This window comes from Streptomyces sp. NPDC001717 (genome assembly GCF_042892775.1).
GTDB lineage: Bacteria > Actinomycetota > Actinomycetes > Streptomycetales > Streptomycetaceae > Streptomyces.
In genome coordinates this window covers 51,403-77,038 of sequence record NZ_JBIAUK010000015.1, presented here as the reverse complement: position 1 = coordinate 77,038, position 25,636 = coordinate 51,403, and the positions used below count along the sequence as shown (strand labels likewise).

Genomic DNA, 25,636 nt, shown 5'->3' with positions numbered 1-25,636 from the left:
TCCATTCCGTCAACGGGTGGTGGGACGGGTGGCGGCGGGTGGTGCGTCTGCGGGGCCGTCGGCGGCCGGGGCGCAGGCCTGTGCGCTGCCGGCGAAGGGCAGCCGGACGACCATCCGGGTCTCGCCGGGGCGCGAGCGGGCCGTGATGGAGCCGTGGTGGCGCTGGGTCACGATGCGGTAGCTGAGGTGCAGCCCCAGGCCCGTGCCCTTGCCCACGTCCTTGGTGGTGTAGAAGGGTTCGAAGATCCTCGGCAGGGATTCCTCGGGGATGCCGCTGCCGGTGTCCGCTATCTCCACGACCATGCACACGCCCTCGGCGCGTACGCGCAGGGTGAGGACCCCGGCGCCCTCCATGGCCTCGGCCGCGTTGGCGACGAGGTTGGTCCACACCTGGTTCAACTCGCTCGGATAGCCCGTCAGTTCGGGCAGACCGTCTTCGTACGCGCGCACGATGGTGATGCCCGCGAGCTTCGCACGCAGCACGACCAGGGTGTTCTCCAGTCCGTCGGTCACCTTGAACCGCTGCTCGGGGGCCCGGTCGAGATTGGCGTAATCCCGGGTGGCGGAGACGAGTTGGGAGATCCGCGGGCCGGCGGCCCGCAGCTCCGCGGCGAGGGAGCGGATCTCCAGCAGCGCGGCCAGGTGGTCCAGGGCCGGGGCGAGGGCCGGTTCGCCGATCCCCTCCAGCCGTTCCCGCAGCCAGTCCAGTTCGAGCCCGAGGTCCGAGACCCCCGAGCCGAGCAGGCCGGGCCGTTCGGTGCCGGCCTCCTCGGCCCAGTCGGCGATCTCCTCCTCGGCGTCGGCCTGGGCGAGCGGGTCGGTGGTCACCGGCGGCGGCATCTTGTCCAGTTCCTCGGCGAGCCGGTCGAGTACGGAGCGCTCCGCGCCCGTGGCGGCGGCGCCCCAGGCGTGGGCGGTACGGGTGAGCCGGTCCAGGGCCGGGGCCAGTTCCTGGGCGGCGCGGGCCACGGCGGCCGCCGGGTTGTTCAGTTCGTGCGCGAGCCCGGCGGCGAGGGTCCCGAGCGCCTCCACGGTGGCCCGCTTGCGGGCCTGGACCTCGGAGGACTTGATCCGCCAGGCCAGCACGGGCAGCAGGACCGCGGCGACCCCGTGGCAGCGGGAGAGCATCTCGAAGAAGACCGGCCGGTCGTACGCCACGACGGTGGTCGACGGTCCGCTCGCGGCCGCGGTGGCCACGTAGGAGCCCTCGGTGAGCAGCGGCAGTTCCCCGGTGAACCGGTGTGCGGCGGACGGCTTGCCGTCGTGGTCCTCGGCCGCGGCGCTCTCCTCCTCGGTGGAGTGCCGGGTCAACACCTCCTCGCGGCCGTCGACCACCTTGGTGACGACGAGCCCGCCCGAGAGCAGCACGTGGAAGCGGTCCGCCTCCTCGCCGTCCCGGAAGAGCACCTCCCCGTCGGCGAGGACCCGCGGCTCGGAGACCGAGACCAGCCAGTCCAGCTGCTCCCCGGTGAGTCCGGCGAAGATCTCGAGTCCGTGCAGGGCCGACCTCAGGTCGGACGCTGCGATGTCCGCGCCGTTCATGCGGTGCTCCCCTCGGACCGGGTGCGGGCGGCCAGCCGCAAGGTGGCCAGCAGTGCCAGTGCGCACACCGCGGCGACGGCGGCCATGAAGCCGACGGAGGTGCGGTGCAGCCCGTGGATGTTGGTGAGCATCCCGGCGAGCACCGCCGGCACGCTCATGGCCAGGTACGCGAAGACGTATACGGCGGCGGTCAGTTCGCCGCGGTGGGCCGGGTCGGCGAGCGCGGACAGCGCCCGGAAGGACCCGAGGAAGGCGGCCCCCCACCCGCTGCCGAGCACCGCGGTGGCCACCAGGAACACGGGTGCCGAGCCGATCCCCAGGGCCAGCAGTACGAGCGCCAGCCCGGCGAGCAGCCCGAGCAGTCCGAGGACGGCGGTGCGCAGCGCCTCGGTGCGGCCGAGCACCAGCTGGGCGACGGTGGCGGCGCCCGCGAGGAGGGCGACGGTGGCCCCGCCGACGAGGTAGTTGGTGGAGCGGAGCAGGGAGAGGGCCAGGTGCGGGCCGAGGGAGAGGTAGAAGCCGCCGACGGACCACACCGCGACGATGGTCAGGACGAGGATGCCGAACCGGCGGCGGGCGCCGGCCGGCACCCGGATCCGGTGCGGGACCACCCGCAGCCGGCCGCCCGCCCCGGGAGCGCTCTCACGCATCCGGACCACGCCCACCAGGGTGACGGCGAAGGCCACCACGAGCAGCAGGTAGCTCAGGACGGTGGGCGCGGGCGCGTACTGCACGAGCAGTCCGGCCCCGATCCCGCCGAGCCCGATGCCGACGGTCGGACCCGCGCTGTTGACCTGGGCGCCGAGCGCGGGCCGGGTGCGCGGGCTGAGTTCCAGCAGGGCCGCGCCCATGGCCCCGGTGGCGAGGCCCACGGCGAGCCCCTGCACGGCGCGGGCGGCGAGCAGCAGCCCGAGCCCCTGGGCCCCGGCGAACAGTCCCATCGAGACGATCGCCAGGACCAGGCCGGCGCCGAGGACGGGGCGCCGGCCGAGGGTGTCGGACAGGGACCCGAACAGCAGGAGTCCGGCGAGCACGGTGACCGCGTACAGGGCGAAGACCACCGTGATCGTGCCCGAGGACAGCCCCCATCTCTGCTGGTAGAGCACGTAGAGGGCGGAGGGGACGGAGGAGGAGAGCATGAGCAGGACGAGGACCGCCCCCACCACCCAGAAGCCCGAGCCCCCGGGCTGCGCTCCGGCCGCGTGCGCGGTCGGCTGCACCGCCGTCCCCGTGGTCGTCCGGTACGGTTCCACTGCTTCAACTCCCCCGTGACGGGCGGTCAGGCGGTGGCCTGTTCCGCCCTCTGCAAGGCGCGGGCCGTCAGGACCCCCGCGAGATGGCCGAGGTACTCGGCCGAGGTGCCGCGTCCGGGGACGAAGAGCTCCCGGGGCTCGGCTCGGAAGGCCGCGAGCACCGCGTCCGTGGTGTACGGGCCGCCGCGCAGCCGGTCCTCCACCCGTCGCAGCCGCAGCGCGCGCGGGGTGGCCCCGGTGACCGCGATGCGCGGCCCGTCGGGGGTGATCCGTACGGCGGTGGCGGCGATCGGGTAGCGGGTGGCCCGGTCGGCGGTCTTCTCGAAGGCCCCGGCCGGACCGGCGGCCGGCACCAGCAGGGCGGTGACGACGGTGGCGGCGGGGGCTCCGGTGGCGGCGAACTCCTCGGCGGTCACCGTCCTGCGCCCGCCGCGCCCGGCCAGTTCCACGGCCCCGTCGGCGGCGATGGCGGCGACCGGCAGGTCGGTGGCCCGCCCGCCGGCGGCGAGGTTCCCGCCGACGGTGCCGAGGTTGCGGACCTGGGGGTCGCCGTTGGCGCGGGCCGCGGCGGCCAGTTCGGGCGCCCCGGCGAGCACGAGGGGGTGCGCGGCGAGTTCGGCGAGCGTGGTGAGCGCGCCGATCCGCAGCCGCCGGCCGTCGGATTCGACGGCGATGCCGCGCAGCTCCTCCAGGTGCCGTACGTCGACCAGCAGCCGGGCCCGTTCGGCGCCGGCGCGCAGGTCGGGCAGGAGGCTCTGGCCGCCGGCGAGCACCCGGGCGCCGCGGGTCCCGGAGAGCAGGGTGAGCGCCTCGTCGAGGCCGACGGGCCGGACGTAGTCGAACGCGGTGAGGATCACCGGGCTTCCCCTCTCAGTGCGCGCCAGACCTTCTCGGGGGTGAGCGGCATGTCGATGTGCAGGACGCCGAGGTCGCCGAGGGCGTCGACGACCGCGTTGACGACGGCCGCTGCGGGCGGGACGGTGGCGATCTCGCCGGCGCCCTTGGCGCCGAGCGGGTTGTGCGGGGTGGGCGTGACCGTCTTGTCGATGGAGAAGAACGGCACGTCGGCGGCGCGCGGCAGGGCGTAGTGGTTCAGGTCGGAGCTGATGAGCCGTCCGTCCTCGCCGTACTCGGCTGCCTCCATGAGGGCCTGGCCGAGGCCGTGCACGATGCTTCCCTCGATCTGGCCGTGCACGATCCTCGGGTTGCCGATGTGGCCGGCGTCGTCGACGGCGGTGTAGGCCACCACCTCGGTCTCGCCGGTGAGTTCGTCGACCTCGACGACCGCGACGTGCGTCCCGAAGGGGTAGTTGAAGTCCGGCGGGTCGAAGTGGGTGGTCTCGTCGAGGGCCGGTTCGATCTCGGGGGGCAGCCCCCAGCCGTACCACATGGCCATCGCGAGTTCGGCGAACGTCTTGGCGTTCTCCGCGTTGCCCTCTTCGTGGACCCCGCCGGCCTCGTAGACGACCTTCTCCTCGGGAATGCCCAGGAAGACGGCCCCGGCCCGGACCAGCTTGGCCTTGATCTTGCGGGCGGTGAGGGCGACAGCGGGCGCGGCCATGCTGTAGGAGCGGGAGCCGTAGGTGCCCTGGCCGTACGGGGCCTTCATGGTGTCGCCCTCGAAGACCTGGACGCTCGACGGGTCGATGCCCAGCTCGTCGGCGGCGACCTGGGCGAAGACGGTGGCGTGGCTCTGGCCGGTGGAGGCCGAGCCGACGGTGACGGTGACCTCGCCGGTCGGGTGGACGCGGATGTTCGCGCTCTCCCAGGTGCCGCCGAGCATGCCCTCCTGGGACATCCGGGTGGAGGGGCCGACCCCGCAGATGGCGACGTAGGTGGCGAGGCCGACACCGAGGCGCTTGCCCCGGGTGCGGGCCTCCGCCTTGCGGGCGGGCATGTCCGCGTAGCCGGCGAGCTCCAGCGCCTTGTCGAAGTTCGGCCGGTAGTTCCCGGAGTCGTAGGTCCAGCCGAGGCCGTTGTCGTACGGGAACTTCTCCTGCGGCACCAGGTTCCTGCGGCGGACCTCCGCCGGGTCCATGCCGATCTCGGAGGCGTACCGGTCGACGAGCCGTTCCATGAGGAAGGCGGCCTCGGCGCGCCCGCTGCCGCGCTGGGCACCGAGCGAGACGGTGTTGGTGAAGGCGGCGTAGACCTCGCAGAAGGCGGCGGGGATGTCGTACATGCCGCTGATGGAGCGTCCCATCAGGGCGGTGGCGACGCCGGGGCCGATGGTGGAGGGGTACGCGCCGAGGTTGGCGTAGCTGGTGGCGCGCACGGCGGTGATGCGGCCGTCGCGGGTGCCGGCGAGGGTGACGTGCTGGCGGTGGTCGCGGCCCTGGACGGTCGAGTTCATCAGGCCGGTGCGGGTGTCGACCCATTTCACGGGCCGGCCCAGGGCCTTGGAGAGCAGCAGGACCAGTGCCATGTCGGGGTACAGGTACCCCTTGGTGCCGAAGCTGCCGCCGACGGTCGGGGCGATCACCCTGAGTTTGTTGAAGGGGATGCCGAGGACCAGGGCGGACAGCAGGAACCGGTGGTTGTGCGGGCCCTGCGTGGAGGCGTAGAGGGTGTACTCGCCGGTGGCCGCGTTGTAGTCGCCGACCGCGCCGCGGGGCTCGATGGGGCTGTTGATGGTCCGCTGGTTCACCAGGTCCAGCTCGACCGTGACCTCGGCCTCGGCGATGGCCGCGTCGGTGCGGTCCTTGTCGCCGCAGGTCCAGTACGCGTTCAGGTTGCCCGGGACGGCCTCGTGGAGCTGGGGCGCGCCCTCGGCGAGGGCCTCGTCGGCGCGCGTGACCACGGGCAGCGGCTCGTACTCGACGGAGATGGCGGCGAGAGCGGCGGCGGCCTGGCGCGGGGTCTCGGCGACGACCACGGCGATGGGGTCGCCGACGTGGCGCACGGCGTCGCCGGTGAGGACCGGGCGGGCGCCCGGAAGTCCGTAGGGGTGGGGCGGGAAGTGGCTCTCGACGCCGCCGGGTATCCAGATGCAGGGCAGCGGCATCACGTCGGTGAAGTCCGCGGCGGTGGCCACCTTGAGGACGCCGGGCATCTGCTCGGCCGCCTTGGTCGTGATGGACAGGATCCTCGCGTGGGCGACCGGGCTGCCCAGGATCGCCATGTGGGCGGTTCCCGGCAGGTCGATGTCGGCCACGTACTTCGCTTCGCCGCGCAGCAGCTGCGGATCCTCCCGGATGTCGAGCGGCTGTCCGAGCACGCCACTCCCGGTCGTCGGTGTCTCCCCCGTCACGGCGGTCATGTCCTCACACCTCCTGTCTTGCGGTCTCGCAGGCGAGCTGTACGCCGCGGACGACGCTGTGGTAGCCGGTGCACCGGCAGAGGTTGCCGGTCAGCCATTCGCGGATCTCGGGCTCGGTGGGGGCCTCGCCGCCGGCGGTGGAGTCGACGAGCTCGCCGAGTGCCATCACCATGCCGGGGGTGCAGAACCCGCACTGGGTGCCGTGCTCCTGGCGCAGCGCCTCCTGGAGGCCGGTGAGTTCCCCGCCGGGGGTGGTGACGCCCTCGATGGTGGTGACCTCGGAGCCGGCGGCCGAGGCGGTGAGGATCAGGCAGCTCTTGACGGACTTCCCGTCGAGCCGGACCACGCAGGTGCCGCACTGGCCGGTGTCGCAACCGACCTTGGTCCCGGTGAGGCCGAGGCCTTCGCGGAGCCGTTCCACGAGGAGTTCGTTCGGCTGCGCCGGGAACTGCTCCGATCTGCCGTTCACATTCAGTGTGATATCCATGCCAGCGCCTGCGCTTCCGTGAGCGGCCGGTTGAAGAGGGGCCCGCCGGGCTGCTGGAGAATTCCTCCGGAGTGCAGCGGGCCGGTGTCGACGGGTGCGAATCCCAGGTCCGAGATGATTCCCGCGACGATTTCCTTCGCTTTCACGTCGTCGCCCGCGGTGAAATGCGCCAGGCGTTCTCCCGGTGCGGTGCCGGCGACGGCGAGCGTTTCGAAATGCATGGTGTTGAGGGATTTCACGACCTGGGCGCCGGGGTACCACTCGGCGACGAGGTCGCTGGAGCCGCGGCCGCCGAGGTCGGCCGGGGTTCCGGGGCCGCCGAAGGCGTTGGTGGCGTCCACGAGCACCTTGTCCTGGACGGCGTGCGGCGGGAGCAGTCCCCGTACGCCGTCGAAGGGCACCATCAGCACCACGAGGTCGGCCCGGGCGGCGGCCTCGGCGGGGTGCGCCGCCGAGGCCGTCGGTCCCAGTTCGGCCAGGAGCGGTCCGAGGCTCTGGGGGCCGTGGGCGCCCGCGACGACGATCTCGTGGCCCGCCGCCACGAGGATCCTGGCGAGGGTCGAGCCGATCCGGCCGGTGCCGATGATTCCTGTCCGCATGACGCTCCTCGGGAAGGGGTGACCGGGGTGGCCGGGGTGAACGGGGTGAACGGGGTGAACGGGGTGAACGGGGTGAACGGGGTGGCCGGGGTGAACGGGGTGGCCGGGCCGACGCCGGTCTCAGTCCATGCCGATCCAGACCGACTTGGTCTGGGTGTAGCTCTCCAGGGATTCCGGGCCGCACTCGCGGCCGTAGCCGGAGGCCTTGTAGCCGCCGTAGGGCACGGAGGGGTCGTACTGGTTGTAACAATTCACCCAGACCGTGCCGGCCTTGATCTGCGAGGCGACCCGGTGGGCCCGGCGCAGGTCCTTGGTGTGGACTCCGGCGGCGAGGCCGTACGCGCTGTCGTTGGCGATGCGCACGGCGTCCTCCTCGGTGTCGAAGGGGATGATCGACAGGACCGGCCCGAAGATCTCCTCCTGCGCGATCCGCATGCCGTTGTCGACCCCGGTGAAGACCGTCGGCAGGAAGTACAGGCCCTGGCTGGAGGCGCCCTCCGGGGTCCAGCCGGAGCCGCCGGTGCGCAGGACCGCGCCTTCCTTCTCGCCCACCTCGATGTAGGAACTGACCTTGTCGAACTGTCCGCGGTGGGCCAGGGGTCCGAACAGGGTTTCCGGGTCCCGCGGGTCTCCGGGCTTGAGCGCGGCGGCCCTGCGGACGAGGCGTTCGACCAGTTCGTCGTGGATGGGGCGCTGGAGCAGCAGGCGGGAGCCGGCGGTGCAGATCTCGCCCTTGTTGTAGTAGATGCCGAAGAAGGCGAGTTCCTCGGCGGCGTCGAGGTCCGCGTCGGCGAAGACGATGTTGGCGGACTTCCCGCCGAGTTCCATCGTGACCTTCTTCAGGGTGCCGGCCGACTTGCGGATGATGGACTGGCCGACGGCGGTGGAGCCGGTGAACGCGATCTTGTCGATGCCCGGATGGCCGGTGAGGGTCTCCCCCAGTTCCACGCCGGGACCGGTGATGACGTTCAACACGCCGTCGGGTATTTCCGCCTCCTGGAAGAGCTCCGCGATCTTCAGGGCGGTGAGCGGGGTGGCCGGGGAGGGTTTGTGGACCACCGTGTTGCCCGCCGCGAGGGCCGGCGCGATCTTCGTCATCGACAGCAGCAGCGGGAAGTTGAACGGGGTGATCGCGCAGACCACGCCCAGCGGTTCGCGCAGGGTGTAGGCGAGCTGCCCGCCGGCCGGGGCCCGCGAGGAGCCGTCGACGCGGGTCACCGCGCCGGCGTAGTAGTGCATGAGCTGGGCCGCCATGGGGGCGTCGACCGTGCTGGAGAAGGCGAACGGCTTGCCCATGTCCACGGTCTCCAGGAGGGCGATCTCCTCCAGGTCGCGCTCGATGAGTTCGCCGACCCGGTTCAGCCGCAGCGCGCGCTCCTGGGCCGACAGTCTGCTCCACGGACCTTCCTCGTACGCCCGGCGGGCAGCGGCCACGGCCGCGTCCGCGTCGGTGGCGGCGGCCTGGGCCACCGGCACGATCTCCTGGCCGTCCACGGGGCTGATGTCCGGCTCGGTGCGGCCGTCCCGGGCCGGGACCCATCTGCCGCCGATGAACAACTTCCCGGGGTTGGCCAGGGGCTGGTCGCTGAGCGCGCGCTGTGTCATGGCTGCCTTCCGGATTCGGGTGCGGGGGCTGCGGTCAGCCCTTCGCGAGCTGTGTCAGGAACGTCTCGGCGAGGGCCTTGGAGGAGTACGGGTTCTGGCCTGTCGTCAGCTTCCGGTCCACGACCACGTGCGAGTCCCAGATCGCCTCGGCCTTCTCGTACCGGGCGCCGAGCCGGGTGAGCTCGACCTCCAGGATCAGCGGGAGCCGGCCGGCCATGTTGGTGACCAGTTCCTCGCTGTGCGAGAAGGCCGTCATCCGGTAGCCCTCGAAGGGCCAGCGGCCTTCGCCGTCGCGCAGGGCGAGCAGCGAGGTGTGGCCGTGGCAGACGGTGGCGAGCGGCTTGTCCTGCGCGATGACCCAGCGCAGGATCTGCGCGAGTTCGTCGGACTTGGGCAGGTCGCCGATGGCGCCGTGGCCGCCGCTGACGTAGACGCCGTCGTAGTCGGCGATGTCCTTCTCGGTGAGGGACTCCAGGGCGATCGGGGCCTTCAGCTGGGGGGTGTTCTCGATGACCCGGACGTACTCGGCGGCGTTGGCCGCGTCCTCGTCGGGCGAACCCTGGGGGCGGACCCACTGCAGGAACTGGGGGTCGATGCTCGTCTGGTCGACCGTGGGCGCCTGACCGCCGATGGTCGCGACGTCCACGGCGTGACCGGCGGCCTTGAACAGCTGGTAGGGGACGACGAATTCCTCGGCCCAGAATCCCGAGGGATGCTGTTCGCCGTCCAGCAGGTGGAGGGTGGCCTTGGCCGTCATGACGACGAGAATCTTCATGATTCTCTCCTTGTTCTGGATTCGCTGCCGATTCAACACGCCCCTCGCAAGGGGCGTAAGGGGACGACGTCAGGCCCGCGATACTTCGTCACGTGCGTCCAACGCCGAGATGATGGTGCGGAATTCACCGACCAGGGGGTGGTCGGGATGGGCTTCTGCGAATATGCGCTCCCCGTACAGGGCCGCCATTTCCGGCGAGTACGGAAGGATTCCGGCCAAGGGCGCACCGTAGACCTCCTGCGCCCGCCGGCGGGCCGCCTCCCGGTCGAGGCCGGCGGGGGCCATGCTCAGCACCAGGGTCCGCCGGCAGGGCAGGCGCCCGGCGAGGGCGATGGTCTCCTCGACGCCGGAGAGGTCGATCCGGTCGGCCCGCGCCATGATCATCAGTACGTCGGCGCTGGCCATGGCCGTCACCGACTCGTTGTTGAGCCCGGCGTGGGTGTCGAGGAGCAGCACGTCGAGGGCGAGGTGGCGGGCCAGCCGCTCGAAGCCCTCCGGGAGCATCCCCACGTCGTACCCGCTGGTCATGATCTCGCGCAGGGCGGCCGTCCCGGTCCGGGCCGGTACGACGTACAGCCCGCCCGCCCCGCCCGGTCCGCTGTCGGTGCCCACCTGCTGGGCCGCGGCCTCTATCTCGCAGCGGCCCAGCAGGTAGTCGGCCAGGGAGAAGCCCGGACCGAGCCGGAAGAGCAGGTCGAGGGTGGGTGACTGGATGTCCGTGTCCACCACCCCGACGCGGCGCCCCTCGGCCGCCAGGAGCAGCGCCAGGTTGGCCAGTACCGAGGACTTGCCCGTGCCACCTCGGTGCGAGTGCACCACGATGGTCCGGGTCATCAGGCCACCACCTGGAAGCCGGTGCCGTCCGCGTGCGGCCCCCGCGCCGCACGTGGATCGGGCCGGTGCAGGGCCAGCATGGTGACGTCGTCGTGCTGTTCGGCGGTGCCGGTGTGCTCGCGGACGGCCCAGTCCATGCGGTCGACGACCTCCCGGCCGCTGACCGGGGGGCCGGCGAGCAGTTCCAGCACACGCTCGTCTCCGAGGAAGCGGCCCTGGGGGCAGCGGGCCTCGGGGACCCCGTCGGTGAAGACGAAGAGGGTGTCGCCCGGGTTCAGCTGGGCGTAGCCCAGGGTGTAGACGCAGTCGGGCAGGACTCCGACGGCCGGTCCGGTGATCTCCAGGGCGACGGGCGGGCCGCCGTCGGCGGGCAGTTTCAGGGGCGGGTTGTGGCCGCCGTTGATGTAGACGAGGCTGCCGGTGAGCGGGTCCAGCACCCCGAAGAAGAGGGTGGCGAAGTAGCCCTGCCGCAGGTGGTTGCGGGTGAGGTAGCCGTTGGTGGCGGTGACCGCGTTGAGCAGCGGGGTGGCGCCGACCACCGGGATGCGGCGGCTGCCTCCGGTGCGCCCGGCGGCGACCAGGTGCTGGAGTCCGCTGTTCTCGGCGGTGTGCCGCAGCAGGGAGCGGATGAGTGCCATGAAGAGCGCGGCGCCGACCCCCTTGTCGCAGACGTCGGCGACGACGAAGGCGAGCCGGCGGCCGCGGGATATCTCGAAGACGTCGTAGAAGTCCCCGGCGACCTGGCGGGCCGGCCGGAACCGTACGTCGATCTCCCAGCCGTCCGGGACGGGCAGCCGTTCGGGCAGGAAGCCGGCCTGGATCTCCCGGCCGATCTCCAGTTCCTTCTCGTAGCCCATGAGTTCGGCGCGGGCGTCGGCCTCCCGCAGGGTGCGGCCGAGTCCGGCGCGCTCCGAGCAGCTGTGCAGGCGGGCCCCGACGAGGGCGGGCAGGAAGGGCGGGACGAGGTAGTCGTGCCCGAGCCGTACGTGTTCCTCCAGTGCGGCGAACTCCGACACGGTCCAGACGACCACGATGGGTTCCCCGGCCCAGCGGCGCAGCCGGCGCACGGCCATCCGTACGGCCTCCCCGTCGGCCTCGGCCGGGGCGAGCAGTACGTCCGCGACGGGCAGCCGTTCCAACGGGCCTTCGCGGAGCTCCGCGAGGGAGCGGGTGACGAGGTGCGCGTCCATCGTCCGCAGCGCCCCCCGCAGCTCGGGCGGCGGCGGCGGGTTCACGTCGAGGATGATCACGGTCGTGGAGGGCATGGGTCCGTCCCCTCGGCTCTCACGGTCAGCGTGCTGATGTTGCGGCCGTCCGTGCGTCGGTACGCGAACCCGTCCACGCTGGTCAGCGCCAGGTGGATGCCGAGGCCGCCGATCCGCCGTTCCTCGGGGCGGACCCCGGGGGCGGGCGGGAGGCGGCCTTCGACGGGGTCGAAGGCGGGTGCGCCGTCCTCGATGACGATGCGCACCTCGCCCGGGCCGGCGCGGCCGCGGACGGTGATCCGTCCGTCGCCGCCCCGGTACCCGTGCATCACGATGTTCGTGGCCAGTTCGTCCACGGCCAGCCGGATCCGGTAGGCGGCGCCCTTGTCCAGGCCCGCCCGTCCGGCCAGCCGCAGGACGAAGGAGGCGATCTCGCCCAGTGCCCCCACCGTCGCGGGCACCTCCAGTACGGCGGGCCCCCTCGCCAGTTCGGCCATGTCGGTCACGGTGGTCACTCGTCGGCGAGGACGATGCTCCGGTCGAGTCCGGCCGTCCGGATGGTCCGGGAGACGGGCTCGATGGCGCCCACGACCTTGATGGTGACGTGGTCGGCGACCTTCTGCTGGGCGAAGACCAGCGAGCGCAGCCCGGCGCTGGCCATGTAGCCGACGCCGGCCATCCGGATCTCCACGGTGCTGGTGCCGTGCCCGGCGGCCTTCTCGATGGTCTGGTGGAAGTCCGGCGCGGTCTTGGCGTCCAGCTCGCCCGTCAGTTCGATCACGGTGGTATCGCCGTCGATGCTCAGGGACACGGAAAGGGGCATCTCAGGTCTCCTTCTACTCGTCGGGATCGTTCGTGCGGCCGACCAGGATCACGACCGAGCGCGGGCCGATCAGGTACTTCCCGGCGTTGTCGAGTTCCTGCTCGGTGCCCGGGGTGCGGATGTCGTGCGGCGCCTCGGCCCCGGTGTCGGCGAAGAGGTGCCAGCTGCGTCCGCCGGGCAGGGCGGGCAGTTCCAGGTCGTGGGACTCCCAGTGCGAGTTCATCGCCACGTACACCACGTCGTCGTCGCCGGTGCCGCAGCGGGCCACCGCCAGCAGCCGGCTCTCCGCCGACCAGTCGGGCTGCCAGGCCCGCTCCCCGTGCCAGCTGATGTCGGGCAGACCCAGGTTCTCCCGGATCCGGCCGGTGGGATGGGAGGTCGCCCGCAGTTCCCGGTGGTGCTTGCGGAAGGCGATCATCTGGCGGGTGAACCGGAGCAGTTCGGCGTTGTCGTCGACCTGGTCCCAGTCGAACCAGGACAGTTCGTTGTCCTGGCAGTACGTGTTGTTGTTGCCGCCCTGGGTCCGCGCGACCTCGTCCCCGGCCAGCAGCATCGGGATGCCCTGGCTGGTGAACAGGATGGCGAGGGCGTTCTTCATCTGCCGGGTGCGCAGCGCGTTGATCTCCGGGTCGTCGGTCGGCCCTTCGGCTCCGCAGTTCCAGCTGTTGTTGTCGTTGGCGCCGTCGTTGTTGTTCTCGCCGTTGGCCTCGTTGTGCTTGTCGTTGTAGGAGACCAGGTCGGCGAGGGTGAAACCGTCGTGCGCGGTCAGGAAGTTGACCGAGGCGGCGGTTCCGCGGCTCGAGTAGAGGTCGGGCGAACCGGCGATCCGGGTGGCGAGCTCCCCGGTGACGCCCGGGTCCCCCTTGAGGAAGCTGCGCACGGTGTCGCGGTACTTCCCGTTCCACTCGGCCCAGCGGCCGTACGCCGGGAAGTTGCCGACCTCGTAGAGGCCGCCGGCGTCCCAGGCCTCGGCGATGAGCTTGGTGTGGCGCAGGACCGGGTCGTAGGCGAGCAGCTCCAGCAGCGGCGGGTTGGGCAGCGGGGTGCCGTCCAGGTCCCGGCCGAGGATGGCCGCGAGGTCGAAGCGGAAGCCGTCGATGTGGTAGTCGGCGACCCAGTGGCGCAGGCAGTCGAGCACGTAGTTGCGCACGACGGGGTGGTTGCAGTTGACGGTGTTGCCGGTGCCGCTGAAGTTGAAGTAGTACCCCTCGGGCGTGAGCATGTAGTACGTGGCGTTGTCGAGGCCCTTGAAGGAGATCGTCGGGCCCTGCTCGTTGCCCTCGGCGGTGTGGTTGAAGACGACGTCGAGGATGACCTCGATGCCGGCCGCGTGCAGGTCCTTGATCAGGGTGCGGAACTCGTCGCCCTGCATCCCGTAGCGTCCGGTGGCCGCGTAGCCGGCCTTCGGCGCGAAGAACGAGACGGTGTTGTAGCCCCAGTAGTCGAAGAGCCGTTCGCCCGTCTCCGGGTTGCTGCGCGGGTTGTCGCTCTCGTCGAACTCGAACACGGGCAGGAGCTCGATGCAGTTCACGCCGAGTTCCTTGAGGTACGGGATCTTCTCGCGCAGCCCGGCGAAGGTGCCGGGTGCGGTGACCTGCGAGTTGGGGTGCCGGGTGAAGCCGCGCACGTGGGTCTCGTAGACGACGAGGTCCTCGGCGGGGATGCCCAGCGGGGTGTCGTCGCCCCAGTCGAAGTCCTGGAGGCAGACGCGGGAGCGGTACTGGTAGCCGCGGCTGCGGTCCGGCTCCACGCCCCACACGTCGCGGCCGGCGATCAGCCGGGCGTAGGGGTCGGAGAGGACCTGCCGGGCGTCGAAGCGGTGGCCGGTGACCGGGTCGTAGGGCCCGTCGGCCCGGTACCCGTACTCGATGTTCTCGTGGTCGAGGCCGAAGACCGTCATGGCGAAGACGCTGCCGGTGCGGAATTCCTCGGGGAACTCCAGTTCGGCCATCGGCTCGGGCTCTCCGCGCTTGTAGATGACCAGGGTCATGGAGGTGGCCTGGTCGGAGAAGACGGAGAAGCTGACCCCGCCGGGGACCACGTTGGCCCCGAAGGGGAACGGTTTGCCGGCGCGGACGCGGTACCCGCCCACTTCGTGGGTCGGGTACGCGTCGACGCGCAGGACCTGCTCGGACCGGGTCTCGCTCATCGCGCTGCCCTGGCCTTGGCCTTGGCCTTGGCTTCCGCGGCCGCCGCCTCGCCGGTCTCGAAGAAGTCGAGGAAGCCGGTGGCCGACATGACGAACCGGACTTCCTCGCTCACCCCGTACAGGGTGACGGCCACGCCGGCGTGCTGGGCCTCGCGGTAGACGACGAGCAGGGTGCGCAGGCCGGCGCTGGAGACGTAGGTGACCGCCGTGAGGTCGATCCGCAGCGGCCGGCCCTCGCGGACCAGCGGCAGCAGCGACTGGAGCAGCGAACCGGAGGTCTCGCTGTTGATCTCACCGGTGGCGACGAGCACGGTGCCCGTCTTGTTGCGGCGTTCCTTGACGTTGAGACTCATTGCTTGCTTTCCCCTCTGGTTGGGGCGCCCCCCGTTGAGCGCGCGGTGAGCCCCCGTGGAACTACTTGGCCACGGGCCGGAGGCGGACCTTGACCTTGACCCGCCCCTGCACGTCGGGGAGGTGGACGGTCAGTTCGTCCGCGTCGAACTCCTCGTACGGCTTCTCGTCGATCTCCACGGACGCGATCCGCACGGAGCCCGCCGGGAGCAGGTCGGGCGAGACGCGCAGGACGCGGTTCGGGAGGCCGGTCGGGTCGGGCTGGAAGTGGAAGTCCATCTCCCGCCCGTTGACGAGGAGGTTGTTGTAGACGGCGGCGAGGTAGCAGAGCTCCGCCGAGTGGTACATGGACATCGAGTGGCTGCCCTTGAGCCGCTCGGTGCCGAGCAGGTACGGCGTGCCGCTGGCGAGCACGTTGAAGTAGACGGCTCCCTCGTCGTGGTCGAGGAAGAACGTGTTGTAGAAGGACTGCGCCTGCCGGGCCTCGCGCAGGTTCGCGTCCCCGCCGACCGTGCCGTTCAGGATGAGGTAGGCGAGGATCGCCTGCTCCTGCTGCCACCAGGCCTTGCGGTCGTGCCAGGCGAATCGATACGCCTCCTGGTCGCCGGACTTGGTCCGCTCGACGACGTCGTACCAGCCGCCGCGCTGCACGTCGCTGCCGACCGCCGGCATGATCTCGCCGATCTTCCTGGCGAGTTCCTCGTACGCCGGCTTGGGCTTCAGCGAGTTCATGCGCATCAGGTTCCAGGCGATCTTCAGGTTGTGGCCGACGACGGCCCGGTCCTGCTGCCAGCTGTGCGCCTTGTCGTGCGACCAGTCGCGGTTGAAGCGCTCCTGCACGAACGGGCTGTTCTTGTAGTCCGGGAAGCGGTCCGCGATGGTGTCGAAGGTGTACTCCAGGAAGTCGGCGTACTTCTGGTCGCCGGTCGCCAGGTACAGGTTGATCAGGTACGCGGGCGCGTGGTCGCCGACCGAGTTCCAGTTCTTGCGCTCGGCGTTCTCGCCGAGGGACTCGTGGTCGGCGCTGAAGAGGATCGGGTCGATGTGCGAGTAGTAGCCGCCCTGCTCCGGGTCGAAGAAGAACTTGTCGAACAGCCGGATGGTGGCGTCCGCGTCGTTCTTGATGCGGACGTCGCCGGTGACCCGGTACGTCTGGATGGGGCCGGCCAGCGCGTAGATCTGCTCGTACATCGGGATCGCGTCGTAGTCGTCGGAGAACTCCGAGGTGAACAGCTTGCGCTCGCTGTCCCCGTCGACGCTGATGCCGTGGTACCAGAAGACCACGTCCTCCTCGCTGTCCACGACGCGCATGTGCTTGCGCAGGTACTCGGTGCCGCGTTCGGCGACCTCCAGGTACTCGTCCTTGCCGGTCAGCAGGTAGGCCGAGGCCATGCCGTAGACCAGGCGGGAGATCGTGTCGGTCTCCTGGACGTGGCTGGCGGTCTTGTCGCCGCCGAGCCGGATCTCGGTGCGGTACTCGGTGAAGTCCACCGGTCCGTCGCCGAACTGGGCCCGCTTGTAGAAGTCGGCGAGCGACTCGATCTGCTTGATCCACCAGCTGGGTTCCTCGAACCGGTAGTCCTCGGCGCCGCGGCCCAGGAACACCAGGCGCTTGGCGTCGAAGCGCCCGCCGTGCTCGGGGTAGTGGATGCCGTACGCGAAGAGGAACCGGCCGGGCGAGAGCATCTCGTCGATGTGCCCGGAGGCGTCGATGTACGGCTCCTCCAGGTTGCGGACGAGCTCGGCGCTCGGGCCGCCGGCCAGCGAGACGTCGAACTCGCGCCCGTCGGAGGTCTTCAGCCGCAGGAGGCGCGATCCGGAGTCGAAGCGGACGACGTAGCCCGCGATGGTGTCGGAGAAGGAGAAGCTCACGGCGTCCGCCATGTCATGCACCGTCCTTGTCGTGAGATCCGTCGTGAGAGCGGTCGTCCTCGTAGCCCTGGCTGACCTCGACGATCACCCCGTCGGGGTCGCGCAGCCACACGGTCCGCCAGCCGCAGATGAAGTCGTCGAAGTCCAGGGGCCCCAGGGTCACTTCGGCCGCGTCCCCCAGCCCCGCGAGGAACGCGTCCACGTCGTCGGTCTGGAAGGCCAGGTGGCGCATCCGGCCCGGAGCCTGCGGCCCGTCGTCGTGCGCCGGGCGGGCCGGTTCGGTGCCGCCGGCCGCGAAGAGCTCCAGGTACGCGTCCCCCTTGCGCAGGAACACGATCTCGGAGTCGCCCAGGTTCACCACCCGGGCCCGGGAGAATCCGAAGTACCGGGTGTAGAACTCCTCGGTGGTCTTCTGGTCCGCGCAGTTCAGGCCCACGTGCGACCAGCGCAGTCCGGCCGGCGCCATCAGCCGGCGCCCCGGCCCCGCCCGGCCGCGATCAGCTCGATGATCCGGCGGGCGAAGAGGTGGTGGTGGGCGCCGGTGCGGCCGGTGACGAGGTCGCCGTCGACGACCACGTCCTCGTCCACGTACTCGCCGCCCATGTTGCGGACGTCACCGATGAGGTTGTTGTGGCAGACCACCTTGCGGCCGCGGATCTTGCCGGGGATCGAGGAGGCCAGCCACATGCCGTGGCAGATGATCCCCTTGAGGACCGTGGGCTCCTCGAAGGCCCGGCGCAGCAGCTCCGTGGCGGGCGCGAGCACGTCCACGTCCTCGGTGTAGCGCAGCCGGTCGGCCACCATGCCCGAGGGCACGATGATCGCCGAGTAGCGGCGCAGTTCCTCGTCGCTCAGCCCCTCCAGGGACTTGTCGGCGGTGAACGGAGCCCGGTACTCGTGCCCGGAGAAGGTGATGGAGTCGTTGCCCCACAGCCGGGTCAGGAAGTCGACCTCGGCGCCCTCCTCCGCGAACCTGTGCTGGTAGTAGAAGATCTCCGGCTCGTAGAAGTCGCTCTCGACCAGGACCGCGATCCGGGTCCCGGTCAGCGCGCCCTCGCGCAGGACCGCGTCAGGCACGGGAGGCCCCCTTCAGGAAGTCCGCCGCGCGCTCGGCGATCATCGCGATGGCGGTGTGGCAGTTGCCCGACGGGACGGCGGGCATCACGCTCGCGTCGACGACCCGCAGGTTCCGTACGCCGTGCACCCGCAGCTCGGGGTCGACCACGGAGAGGTCGTCGATGCCCATGCGGCAGGAGCCGGCCTGGTGGTGGTAGCTCTCCGACTTCTGCTTCACGAAGCTCCGCAGCTCGGAGTCGCTCAGGTAGGCCGGGCCGGGCTGGAGCTCCTGCTTGTACCAGGGCGAGAAGGCCGAGGTCGCGAAGAGCTCCCGGGCGATCTTGACGCCCTGCACCATCCGCTCCAGGTCCCAGCGGTCGCCCAGGTAGTTCGGGTTGATCAGCGGGTGGGCGAGCGGGTCGGCGCTCGCCAGCCTGATCCAGCCCCGCGAGACCGGGCGTACGACCCCCGGCAGGATGGACACGGTGTTCGGGTGGTCCTGGCCGACGATCACGTCGAACGGGACGTGGACGAAGGCGATCTGCAGGTCCGGCGCGGGCAGTCCGGGCCGGGAGGACAGGAACAGAGCGCTCTCCGAAAGGTTCTGCGTCGGCGGCGGGAGTTCCTGGGTGACCTCGGCCATCAGTCCGGTCAGCACGTGGTTGTGGAAGTTCTCGCCGACCCCGGGCAGCTCCGCGGTGACCTCGATGCCGTGTTCGCGGAGGTGGTGCGGGTGTCCGATGCCGGAGAGCAGCAGCAGCTTCGGGGACTCGATCGCCCCGGCGGCCACGATCACCTCCCGGCGGGCCCGTGCGGTGTGCGTGCCGGGCGCCGCGGTGCCGCCGTGCGCGTCCCGGACCGTCCGGCCGGCGAACTCCGCGGGGGCCTGGAGCTGCACGTACTCGACGCCCGTGCAGGTGTCCCCGTCGAAGAGCAGCCTGGTGCTCTGAGCGCTGGTGCGCAGGGTCAGGTTGGACCGGTCGAGCGCGGGTTCCAGGTACGCGGCGAGGGTGCCCTGGCGGCGGCCGTCGGCCACGTCGATGTGGTGCCAGCCGGTGCCGAAGAGGCCGCGCCGGGGACCGTCGGTGTTGAAGTCGGCGATCTCCTGGTGGCCGAGCTCCACGGCCGCGTCGATGAAGGCGCGGGAGACCGGGTTGGGGGCGTGCCGGCCGGCGTTGGTGATGCGCTGCGGGCCCCGGGTGCCGGTGGTGGCGGCGGTGGCGTCCTCCTGGCCTTCCAGGAGGGCGAAGTACGGGAGCACGTCCTCGTACGCCCAGCCGGCCGCGCCCTGGTAGGCCCAGTTGTCGAAGTCCGAGGCGTGGCCCCGGATGTGCATCATGATGTAGAGGTTGCTGCTGCCGCCGGGGGCCTTGCCGCGCGGTTCGTAGGTGCGGCGGCCGTCGAGCCCGGGCTGCGGGGTGCTGGTGTAGCCCCAGTCGATGGGCCCGCCGAGCAGCTTGTACCAGGACGACGGGTCGTCCACCTCGGGCGGGATCCGGGAGCCGCCCGCCTCCAGGACGAGGACGGAGACGTCCGGGTCCTCGGAGAGCCGGTTGGCCAGCACGCTGCCTGCGGTACCGGATCCCACCACGACGTAGTCGTACTCTTCGGCGCTCACGGGTCCCCCTCAGCCCTGGCTCAGGACCTGGAAGGGGGCCGTGTCGTGGTAGTTCGCCATGTAGGCGATCCTTCCGTCCACGATCCGGAAGAAGTTCATGACCTCGGCCTCGATGGCCTCGCCGGAGGCGCTGACCGCCGTCAGGTGCGAGACGGCCGCGGCCTTCTCCCCGTCGCCGTCGACGATGAAGTGCACGGGCTCGTTCCGGAAGACCCGGTACATGGTGCCCATGCCCTTCATCATCGAGCGCAGCACCTCCAGGCCCTCGATGTGGCCGGCGAGCTGCTCGTCCATGACCTGGTCGTCGGCGAACAGGTCGCACCAGCGGTCCCAGTCCCCGGCGTTGGCGTACTGGTAGTACTTCGTGAGGATCTCTCGCGGTTCCATGGCCTCGCTCACCCCTCTATCGGTCGCGTCGGGTGCCGTCCGGCGCGAAGGGCGCCCAGAACCGGCTGAAGGCGGCCGCCGTGTCGCCGAAGAGCCCGTCGCGGCCCTCGACGATCCGGCCGTCCCGCCACTTCATGAAGTGGAAGACCGGGTAGTCCATCCGCTCGTACGGCGACTCGCTCTCGGGGTCGGCGCCGTCGCGCAGGGCGACGTTGCGGCACACGTCCGCGCTGCAGTCCTCGCCGACGAGGATCGCCTCCAGGTCCATCCGGAAGGTGCCGCCCGTGAGCTTGTGGGTCTGCCCCATCAGGTCCAGGAAGGCGTCGAGGCTCTCGTACCACCCGGCCAGCGGGTGGTTGCCCGGCACCAGCCAGCGCAGGTCCTCGGAGTAGTACTCCAGGATGCGCGCCCGGTCGCCGGAACCGAGGGCGGCGTAGGCCTCGCGGACCCGCTCCCGCGTCACTTCGGTCATCGTCGCTTCTCCTTCGCGCCGGCGCTCAGAGGGAGCCGGAACCGGGCATCGGGGCCAGGTCGTTGACGGTGTACTGCTTGATCAGCGGCCCGTTCGGACCGGCCACCACCGTCCAGGTCTGGTCGGCGTCGAAGCCGAGCCATTCGCTGCGGGCGGCCGGCGGGTCCCAGATCTTGGCCTGCCAGTTGACGAGGACCCGGACGATCGCCCGGTCGCCCTCGATGACCGGCTCCACCTTGGTGACCGTGTGCACCTCGTCGAAGAACCGGTTGGTCACGGCCTCGTACCAGCGGCCGAAGCCCTGGTGGCCGAGGAAGGTGTCCTCGGGGACCTTGAACTCCAGGTCCTCTGTGATCAGGGCGAGCACCTGGTCCGCCGGCACGTGCCGGTCCAGCGCCACGTACCAGTCCTCGGCGAACCTGCGGATCGCGTCCTCGGTCAACTGCCGCTCGGCGGGCATGCGGTCTCCTCCTGTCCGGTCGGGTGTGTCAGATCTGGATGTCGACGAGGAACGGTCCGGGGTGGGCCAGCATCCGGTTCACGGCGGCCACGGCCTCGTCCGGCTTCTCCACCCGCATCCCGCCGGCGCCGAGGGACCGGGCCAGCCCGGCGAAGTCGATCTCGGGGTGGGAGAGGTCGAAAGAGCCGGGGAATCCGTGCTCCGGGATCTCCCGCTCGCGCCAGTACTGGGCGATGTTGTCGTCCAGCAGCCGGTACTTGCGGTTGTTGCAGACCACGAACTTGGCGTCGATGCCGTGCCGGACCGCCGTCCACAGCGCCTGGTACGTGTACATCGACCCGCCGTCTCCGGCGAAGCCCACGACGAGCCGCTCGGGCCGGGCCAGTTTCGCGCCGACCGCGCCCGGGAAGCCCACGCCCAGCGAGCCGCCCCGGGTGAGGTGGTAGTCGCCCGGGCGTTCGGCGGGCAGGTACCGGGTGACCAGCGGGGATGTGGTCAGCGCCTCGTCGAAGACGATCAGGTCCCCGCCGGTGCGCTCGGCCAGGGTCTTCAGGAAGACGGTCATCGGCGTGCCGTCGTCCGCCTCCCCCTGCACCCGCGCGGCCCGTACCCGCTCCCGGGTCCGTACGTCGAGCCGGGCGGCCGCGGCGGCCCGCTGCTGCGGGGTGAGCCGCCGCTCCAGTACGCCGGCCAGCGCGCGCAGCGCCTGCCGGGGATCGGCGGCCAGGCCCAGGTCCACCGGGTGGTTCTTGGCGATCTCGTAGGCGTTGAGGTCGATGTGGACGATCCTCGCGCCCGGCCGGAAGGGGCTCTCCAGCTCGGGGAACACCTCCGGGAAGACATAGGTGCCGACGATCAGGACCCCGTCGGCGTCCCCGATCAGCTCCTTGCTGTGCGGGCCGAACATGTGGCCCGTCTGGCCGCGCCGCAGTGGGTGCGAGGCGGCGATGTTGACCTCGGAGGAGTCGACCTCGTACACGTCGGCGCCCAGCAGCTCGGCGACGGCGGCGAGTTCGCGCTGGGCCCCGGAGAGCGCGACCCCGTCGCCGACGAGGAGGACCGGCCGCTCGGCGGGGGCGAGCAGCTCGGCCGCCCGCCCCACCGAGGCCGGCGAGGGGGCCACGTCCGTGAGCGGCACCGTGGCGGGCAGCACGGGCTCGGAGTTGGGCTCGTCCAGCACGTCCATCGGCAGCGCCACGAACACGGGCCCGCGGGGCGGGGTGAGCGCGATCTTCACGGCCCGCCGGATGGTGCGCAGTACGGACCGGGGGTCGGTGACGCGGGTCGCGTACTTGGTCACCGGCTTCGCCATGGCCACCAGGTCGGAGGCCATCTGCGCGTCCATGGCGTCGTAGCGGACCCCGGCGTCGCCGGCGACCACGACGAGCGGGGTGTGGCCGCGCAGCGACTGGTAGAGCATGCCGATGCCGTTGCCCAGCCCCACCCCGGAGTGCAGCTGGAGCAGGGCCGCGCCGCCGGTGGCCCGGGCGTACCCGTCGGCGATGCCGGCGGCCACGGTCTCCTGGAGGGCGAGGACGTAGGTGAAGTCCTGTGCCGCGTCGACCGCGTCGAGGAATCCCTGTTCCACCGTTCCCGGATTTCCGAACATCACATTCAGGCCGTCGGCCTTGAACTGCTCGATCAGCCTTTCCCGTCCCGGACTCGCCGGAATGGCTTCGGCATTCATCGGACTCCCCCTGAAATCACCAGCCGTACCGGATGAGACCGTCCTCCAGGACTTCCACGATCTTCTGCCCCGTGAGATACGAATCCGGGGTCGAGCGGCCGGTGACGAACGGGAAGTCGACGATCACGGAAACCGGCTTTCCGAAATTGCCGTGGTACTGGCCGCGCGGGCCGGTGGCATCGCGCAGGATGTACTCCAGCGGGTACGGCGGCGGGCCCATGTTGAAGTCGGTACCGAGGAATCCGGTGCCGTCCTTGTAGTCGTACTCCTTGCAGTGGCCGGTCACGTGCTTGCCCCGGATGATGCTCTTGCGGTCGCTCCAGTCCCGGGCGAAGGCCAGGCAGGCGACGCCGTAGCACTCGGCGGCGACGACTTTGCCGGCCTTCTCGAACGCCAGGATCAGGGCGTGCACGCGCTCGTTGTTGGCGAGGTCGGCGATGGGTCCGCTGCCGCCGACGATGAGGATCGCGTCGTATCCGGCGATGTCGGCGTCGAGCTTGTCCAGGTCGCGGTGGTACTGCTCCAGCTTCCGCAGGTAGCCCTCGTCGCTCGTGTACGGGCGCTCGGGGACCCACGCCTCGATGTCGAGCGGGGAGTCCAGCCGGCTGGACTGCTCGAACTCGCGGCCCAGCCGGGCGTTCTCCTCGGTGGTGACCGAGCGGCCCAGCGGGGGGTCGATGTAGTTCGCGTCGAGGCTCGGCGGAAGAGCGTGCGCACGCTTTCCGGTCGGCGTGGCGAATACGACCTCGTAGCCCCGCTCGTCGAACTTCGACACGGGGCCTATCAGTTCTTCGGCCCAGTAACCGTGTTCGGAGACAATGACCAGAATCTTTCTGCTCACGAATTCCTCCAGGCGCCGCCTGTTGTCGTTGGCGTCCACCACACTGGCCGCGCCCGGGGCATGCGTCAAAGCGTCGGTGTGCGACTTGGTGAGGTAGCGGCCCAGGTCATGGCGGCACTTCAGGAAGTCGTCTCCGGAGGTCAGGAAGTAGCTTCAGGACTACCTGACTTCGGCCGATTCTCTGAACCGATGCGAGGACCGCGCCCTATGGTCTGGACGCGCCGCCTGACACGGATGCACGGGACACCGGCGACGCGAGGGACGCGACGAGAGGGACGGGGACGATGGCGATGGACCTGTTGTGCACACACCTCGACCGGATACGTCCGGTCAAACCGGGCACCGAGGGCTGCGAGGAGTGCCTCGCCTCCGGTGACGGCTGGGTTCACCTGCGGATGTGCCTGAGTTGCGGGCACGTCGGCTGCTGCGACTCCTCGAAGAACCGTCACGCCACCCGCCACTACCGGGTCACCGAGCACCCCATAGCCGCCTCGCACGAGCCCGGCGAGGACTGGGCCTGGTGCTACGCCGACAAGCTGATGCTGGACCCGGCGTGAGCGCGGCCCCGGAGAGCCCCGCGGCCGTCACCTCCGATGCCGCCGTCACGACCGGCGCCGTCACGTCCGCCGCGGTCACGTCCGGCGCCGTCACGTCCGGCGCCGCCCCGGCCGAGCGCGCCGAGAACAGGAAGCCGGTCATCCTGGCCGTGGACGACGATCCGCAGGTGCTGCGGGCCGTCCGCCGGGACCTGCGCAGCGCCTACGGAGACCGCTACCGCGTGCTCGGCGCCTCCTCGGCCGCCGACGCCCTGAAGATCCTGGACTCACTGGACGAGCGCGGCCACGACCCGGCCCTCTTCCTCGTCGACCAGCGGATGCCCGACGTCACCGGGGTGGAGTTCCTGCTGGAGGCCGTCAGCCGCTTCCCGGACGCGCGCCGGGTCCTGCTGACCGCGTACGCGGAGACCGACGCGGCGATCACCGCCATCAACCGGGTCCGGCTGGACTACTACCTGCTCAAGCCGTGGGACCCGCCGCACGAGCGGCTGTTCCCGGTCCTGGACGACCTGCTGTCGGACTGGCTGGCCACCTACCGCCCGGCGTACGACGGGATCATCGTCGCCGGCCACCTGGTCTCCCCCGGCACCCACGCCGTCCGGGACTTCTTCACCCGCAACGGCCAGCCGTTCCGCTTCCTCAACGTCGAGCGGGACCCCGAGGCGCTGACCCTGATCGCGGCCCAGCCGGGCGGGGCGCTGCCCCTGGTCCGCTTCCCGGACGGGGCGGTGCTCTCCGCGCCCAGCGACACGGAGCTCGCCCAGCGCCTGGGGCTCGCCACCACCGCCTCCCGCCCGCACTACGAGTGCGTCATCGTCGGCGCGGGTCCGGCGGGCCTGGCGGCCGGGGTCTACTCCGCCTCGGAGGGCCTGTCGACCCTGATGCTGGACTCCCGCGCCCCGGGCGGCCAGGCCGGCACCTCCAGCCTGATCGAGAACTACCTCGGCTTCCCCTCGGGCCTCTCCGGCGGGGACCTGACCCGCCGCGCCACCATCCAGGCCTCCCGTTTCGGAGCGGAGATCCTGCACCCGGTGGAGGTGGTCTCGCTGACCCGGGACGACCCGGCGAAGATCCTCACCCTGGCGGACGGTACGGAGATCAGCGCGGAGACGGTGCTCCTGGCGACCGGCGTCTCGTACAACCGGCTGGAGGCGCCGGGCGCGGACCGGTTCGAGGGGGCCGGCCTCTACTACGGCGCGGCCACCACCGAGAGCTCGGCGTGCATCTCGCAGCACGTGTTCATCGTGGGCGGGGCCAACTCCGCGGGCCAGGCTGCCGTGCACTTCGCCAAGTACGCGGCGCGGGTGACGATCCTGGTGCGCGCGGCCTCACTGGACGCGAGCATGTCCCGCTACCTCGTCGACGAGATCGACCGCACCCCGAACATCGAGGTCAGGGTCCGCACCACGGTGGTCCGCCTGCACGGCGGGGAGCACCTGGAGAGCATCACCCTCCACGACGCGGACGCGGGCACGGACACCGAGGTCCCGGCGCGCTTCATGTTCACCTTCATCGGCGCCCGGCCGCACACCGACTGGCTCTCCGGGGTCGTGGAGCGGGACGAGTACGGCTTCGTCCTCACCGGCTCGGACCTGATCGCGAACGGCGGCGAGCTCCCGGCCGAGTGGAGCCTGGAACGGGCCCCCTACCCCCTGGAGACGAGCGTCCCGGGCGTCTTCGCGGCCGGCGACGTCCGCGCCCACTCCGTGAAGCGGGTGGCCTCGGGCGTGGGCGAGGGCGCGATGGCGGTCTCCCTCATCCACCGCTACCGCTCGATGGGCTGAGAGCGAACACGGCCCGGGAC

At 71.0% G+C, this 25,636-nt stretch carries 25 protein-coding genes; 2 read left to right on the top strand and 23 right to left on the bottom strand.

The features are described from left to right. Positions 1-9 precede the first annotated feature (9 nt). From ACFYZL_RS23665 to ACFYZL_RS23555, 23 genes are all read right to left on the bottom strand, one after another. Positions 10-1,542, bottom strand: a complete 1,533-nt coding sequence (locus ACFYZL_RS23665; RefSeq protein ID WP_388681443.1) for an ATP-binding protein — start codon at positions 1,540-1,542, stop codon at positions 10-12. Next, complete coding sequence (locus tag ACFYZL_RS23660) at positions 1,539-2,795, bottom strand: MFS transporter (protein ID WP_384746884.1); 1,257 nt, start codon at positions 2,793-2,795, stop codon at positions 1,539-1,541. The genes ACFYZL_RS23665 and ACFYZL_RS23660 overlap by 4 nt, the downstream gene beginning before the upstream one ends. A gap of 26 nt (positions 2,796-2,821) precedes the next feature. Further along, positions 2,822-3,652: an FAD binding domain-containing protein gene (locus ACFYZL_RS23655; RefSeq protein ID WP_384746882.1), complete on the bottom strand. Its 831-nt coding sequence runs from the start codon at positions 3,650-3,652 to the stop codon at positions 2,822-2,824. Beyond that, positions 3,649-6,054 carry a xanthine dehydrogenase family protein molybdopterin-binding subunit gene (locus ACFYZL_RS23650; RefSeq protein ID WP_384746880.1) on the bottom strand — a complete coding sequence of 802 codons (2,406 nt, stop codon included), beginning with the start codon at positions 6,052-6,054 and terminating at the stop codon, positions 3,649-3,651. The genes ACFYZL_RS23655 and ACFYZL_RS23650 overlap by 4 nt, the downstream gene beginning before the upstream one ends. 4 nt (positions 6,055-6,058) lie before the next feature. After that, complete coding sequence (locus ACFYZL_RS23645; protein WP_384746897.1) at positions 6,059-6,529, bottom strand: (2Fe-2S)-binding protein; 471 nt, start codon at positions 6,527-6,529, stop codon at positions 6,059-6,061. Beyond that, positions 6,526-7,140, bottom strand: a complete 615-nt coding sequence (locus ACFYZL_RS23640) for an NADPH-dependent F420 reductase (RefSeq protein ID WP_384746878.1) — start codon at positions 7,138-7,140, stop codon at positions 6,526-6,528. The genes ACFYZL_RS23645 and ACFYZL_RS23640 overlap by 4 nt, the downstream gene beginning before the upstream one ends. A gap of 120 nt (positions 7,141-7,260) precedes the next feature. Then, entirely contained in the window at positions 7,261-8,745 is a 1,485-nt protein-coding gene (locus tag ACFYZL_RS23635; RefSeq protein WP_384746877.1) for an aldehyde dehydrogenase family protein, read from the bottom strand. Between the two features lie 34 nt (positions 8,746-8,779). Then, the gene (locus ACFYZL_RS23630) at positions 8,780-9,520 is read right to left on the bottom strand and encodes a type 1 glutamine amidotransferase domain-containing protein (protein WP_384746875.1); all 741 of its coding nucleotides are present in this window, start codon (positions 9,518-9,520) and stop codon (positions 8,780-8,782) included. A 69-nt stretch (positions 9,521-9,589) separates the two neighbouring features. Beyond that, positions 9,590-10,354, bottom strand: coding sequence for a P-loop NTPase (locus ACFYZL_RS23625; RefSeq protein WP_384746873.1), 765 nt, complete (start codon positions 10,352-10,354; stop codon positions 9,590-9,592). Further along, positions 10,354-11,619, bottom strand: a complete 1,266-nt coding sequence (locus tag ACFYZL_RS23620) for a PP2C family protein-serine/threonine phosphatase (protein ID WP_384746872.1) — start codon at positions 11,617-11,619, stop codon at positions 10,354-10,356. Before ACFYZL_RS23620 ends, ACFYZL_RS23625 begins: the two co-directional genes overlap by 1 nt. After that, complete coding sequence (locus ACFYZL_RS23615; RefSeq protein ID WP_384746870.1) at positions 11,601-12,074, bottom strand: ATP-binding protein; 474 nt, start codon at positions 12,072-12,074, stop codon at positions 11,601-11,603. Before ACFYZL_RS23615 ends, ACFYZL_RS23620 begins: the two co-directional genes overlap by 19 nt. Beyond that, positions 12,071-12,382 carry an STAS domain-containing protein gene (locus ACFYZL_RS23610; protein WP_384586045.1) on the bottom strand — a complete coding sequence of 104 codons (312 nt, stop codon included), beginning with the start codon at positions 12,380-12,382 and terminating at the stop codon, positions 12,071-12,073. Before ACFYZL_RS23610 ends, ACFYZL_RS23615 begins: the two co-directional genes overlap by 4 nt. Before the next feature lie 13 nt (positions 12,383-12,395). Further along, on the bottom strand, positions 12,396-14,531 hold the full coding sequence (gene glgX, locus ACFYZL_RS23605; RefSeq protein ID WP_388681436.1) for a glycogen debranching protein GlgX: 2,136 nt from the start codon (positions 14,529-14,531) through the stop codon (positions 12,396-12,398). After that, positions 14,528-14,884, bottom strand: a complete 357-nt coding sequence (locus ACFYZL_RS23600) for an STAS domain-containing protein (protein ID WP_384586041.1) — start codon at positions 14,882-14,884, stop codon at positions 14,528-14,530. Before ACFYZL_RS23600 ends, glgX begins: the two co-directional genes overlap by 4 nt. Before the next feature lie 61 nt (positions 14,885-14,945). Next, positions 14,946-16,766: an AGE family epimerase/isomerase gene (locus ACFYZL_RS23595; protein WP_384746865.1), complete on the bottom strand. Its 1,821-nt coding sequence runs from the start codon at positions 16,764-16,766 to the stop codon at positions 14,946-14,948. A 1-nt stretch (position 16,767) separates the two neighbouring features. Next, positions 16,768-17,220: a VOC family protein gene (locus tag ACFYZL_RS23590; protein ID WP_384746864.1), complete on the bottom strand. Its 453-nt coding sequence runs from the start codon at positions 17,218-17,220 to the stop codon at positions 16,768-16,770. Continuing rightward, on the bottom strand, positions 17,220-17,831 hold the full coding sequence (locus tag ACFYZL_RS23585; protein WP_388681431.1) for a DJ-1/PfpI family protein: 612 nt from the start codon (positions 17,829-17,831) through the stop codon (positions 17,220-17,222). The genes ACFYZL_RS23590 and ACFYZL_RS23585 overlap by 1 nt, the downstream gene beginning before the upstream one ends. Next, entirely contained in the window at positions 17,824-19,428 is a 1,605-nt protein-coding gene (locus ACFYZL_RS23580; protein ID WP_384746861.1) for a GMC family oxidoreductase, read from the bottom strand. Before ACFYZL_RS23580 ends, ACFYZL_RS23585 begins: the two co-directional genes overlap by 8 nt. Positions 19,429-19,437: 9 nt before the next feature. After that, the gene (locus ACFYZL_RS23575) at positions 19,438-19,815 is read right to left on the bottom strand and encodes a nuclear transport factor 2 family protein (protein WP_384746860.1); all 378 of its coding nucleotides are present in this window, start codon (positions 19,813-19,815) and stop codon (positions 19,438-19,440) included. Positions 19,816-19,831: 16 nt separating this feature from the next. After that, on the bottom strand, positions 19,832-20,287 hold the full coding sequence (locus tag ACFYZL_RS23570; RefSeq protein ID WP_384746858.1) for a nuclear transport factor 2 family protein: 456 nt from the start codon (positions 20,285-20,287) through the stop codon (positions 19,832-19,834). A gap of 25 nt (positions 20,288-20,312) precedes the next feature. Beyond that, the gene (locus tag ACFYZL_RS23565) at positions 20,313-20,747 is read right to left on the bottom strand and encodes a nuclear transport factor 2 family protein (RefSeq protein WP_384586027.1); all 435 of its coding nucleotides are present in this window, start codon (positions 20,745-20,747) and stop codon (positions 20,313-20,315) included. Between the two features lie 28 nt (positions 20,748-20,775). After that, positions 20,776-22,434, bottom strand: a complete 1,659-nt coding sequence (locus ACFYZL_RS23560) for a thiamine pyrophosphate-binding protein (protein WP_384746854.1) — start codon at positions 22,432-22,434, stop codon at positions 20,776-20,778. A gap of 16 nt (positions 22,435-22,450) precedes the next feature. Beyond that, the gene (locus tag ACFYZL_RS23555) at positions 22,451-23,275 is read right to left on the bottom strand and encodes a type 1 glutamine amidotransferase domain-containing protein (RefSeq protein ID WP_384746852.1); all 825 of its coding nucleotides are present in this window, start codon (positions 23,273-23,275) and stop codon (positions 22,451-22,453) included. A 284-nt stretch (positions 23,276-23,559) separates the two neighbouring features. Here ACFYZL_RS23555 and ACFYZL_RS23550 point away from each other — a divergent pair, with 284 nt between their 5' ends. Further along, positions 23,560-23,832 (top strand): UBP-type zinc finger domain-containing protein, encoded by a 273-nt coding sequence (locus ACFYZL_RS23550; RefSeq protein ID WP_384746850.1) that lies wholly within the window; start codon positions 23,560-23,562, stop codon positions 23,830-23,832. A gap of 149 nt (positions 23,833-23,981) precedes the next feature. Further along, positions 23,982-25,616 carry an FAD-dependent oxidoreductase gene (locus ACFYZL_RS23545; protein WP_388681536.1) on the top strand — a complete coding sequence of 545 codons (1,635 nt, stop codon included), beginning with the start codon at positions 23,982-23,984 and terminating at the stop codon, positions 25,614-25,616. The last annotated feature ends 20 nt before the right edge of the window (positions 25,617-25,636 follow it).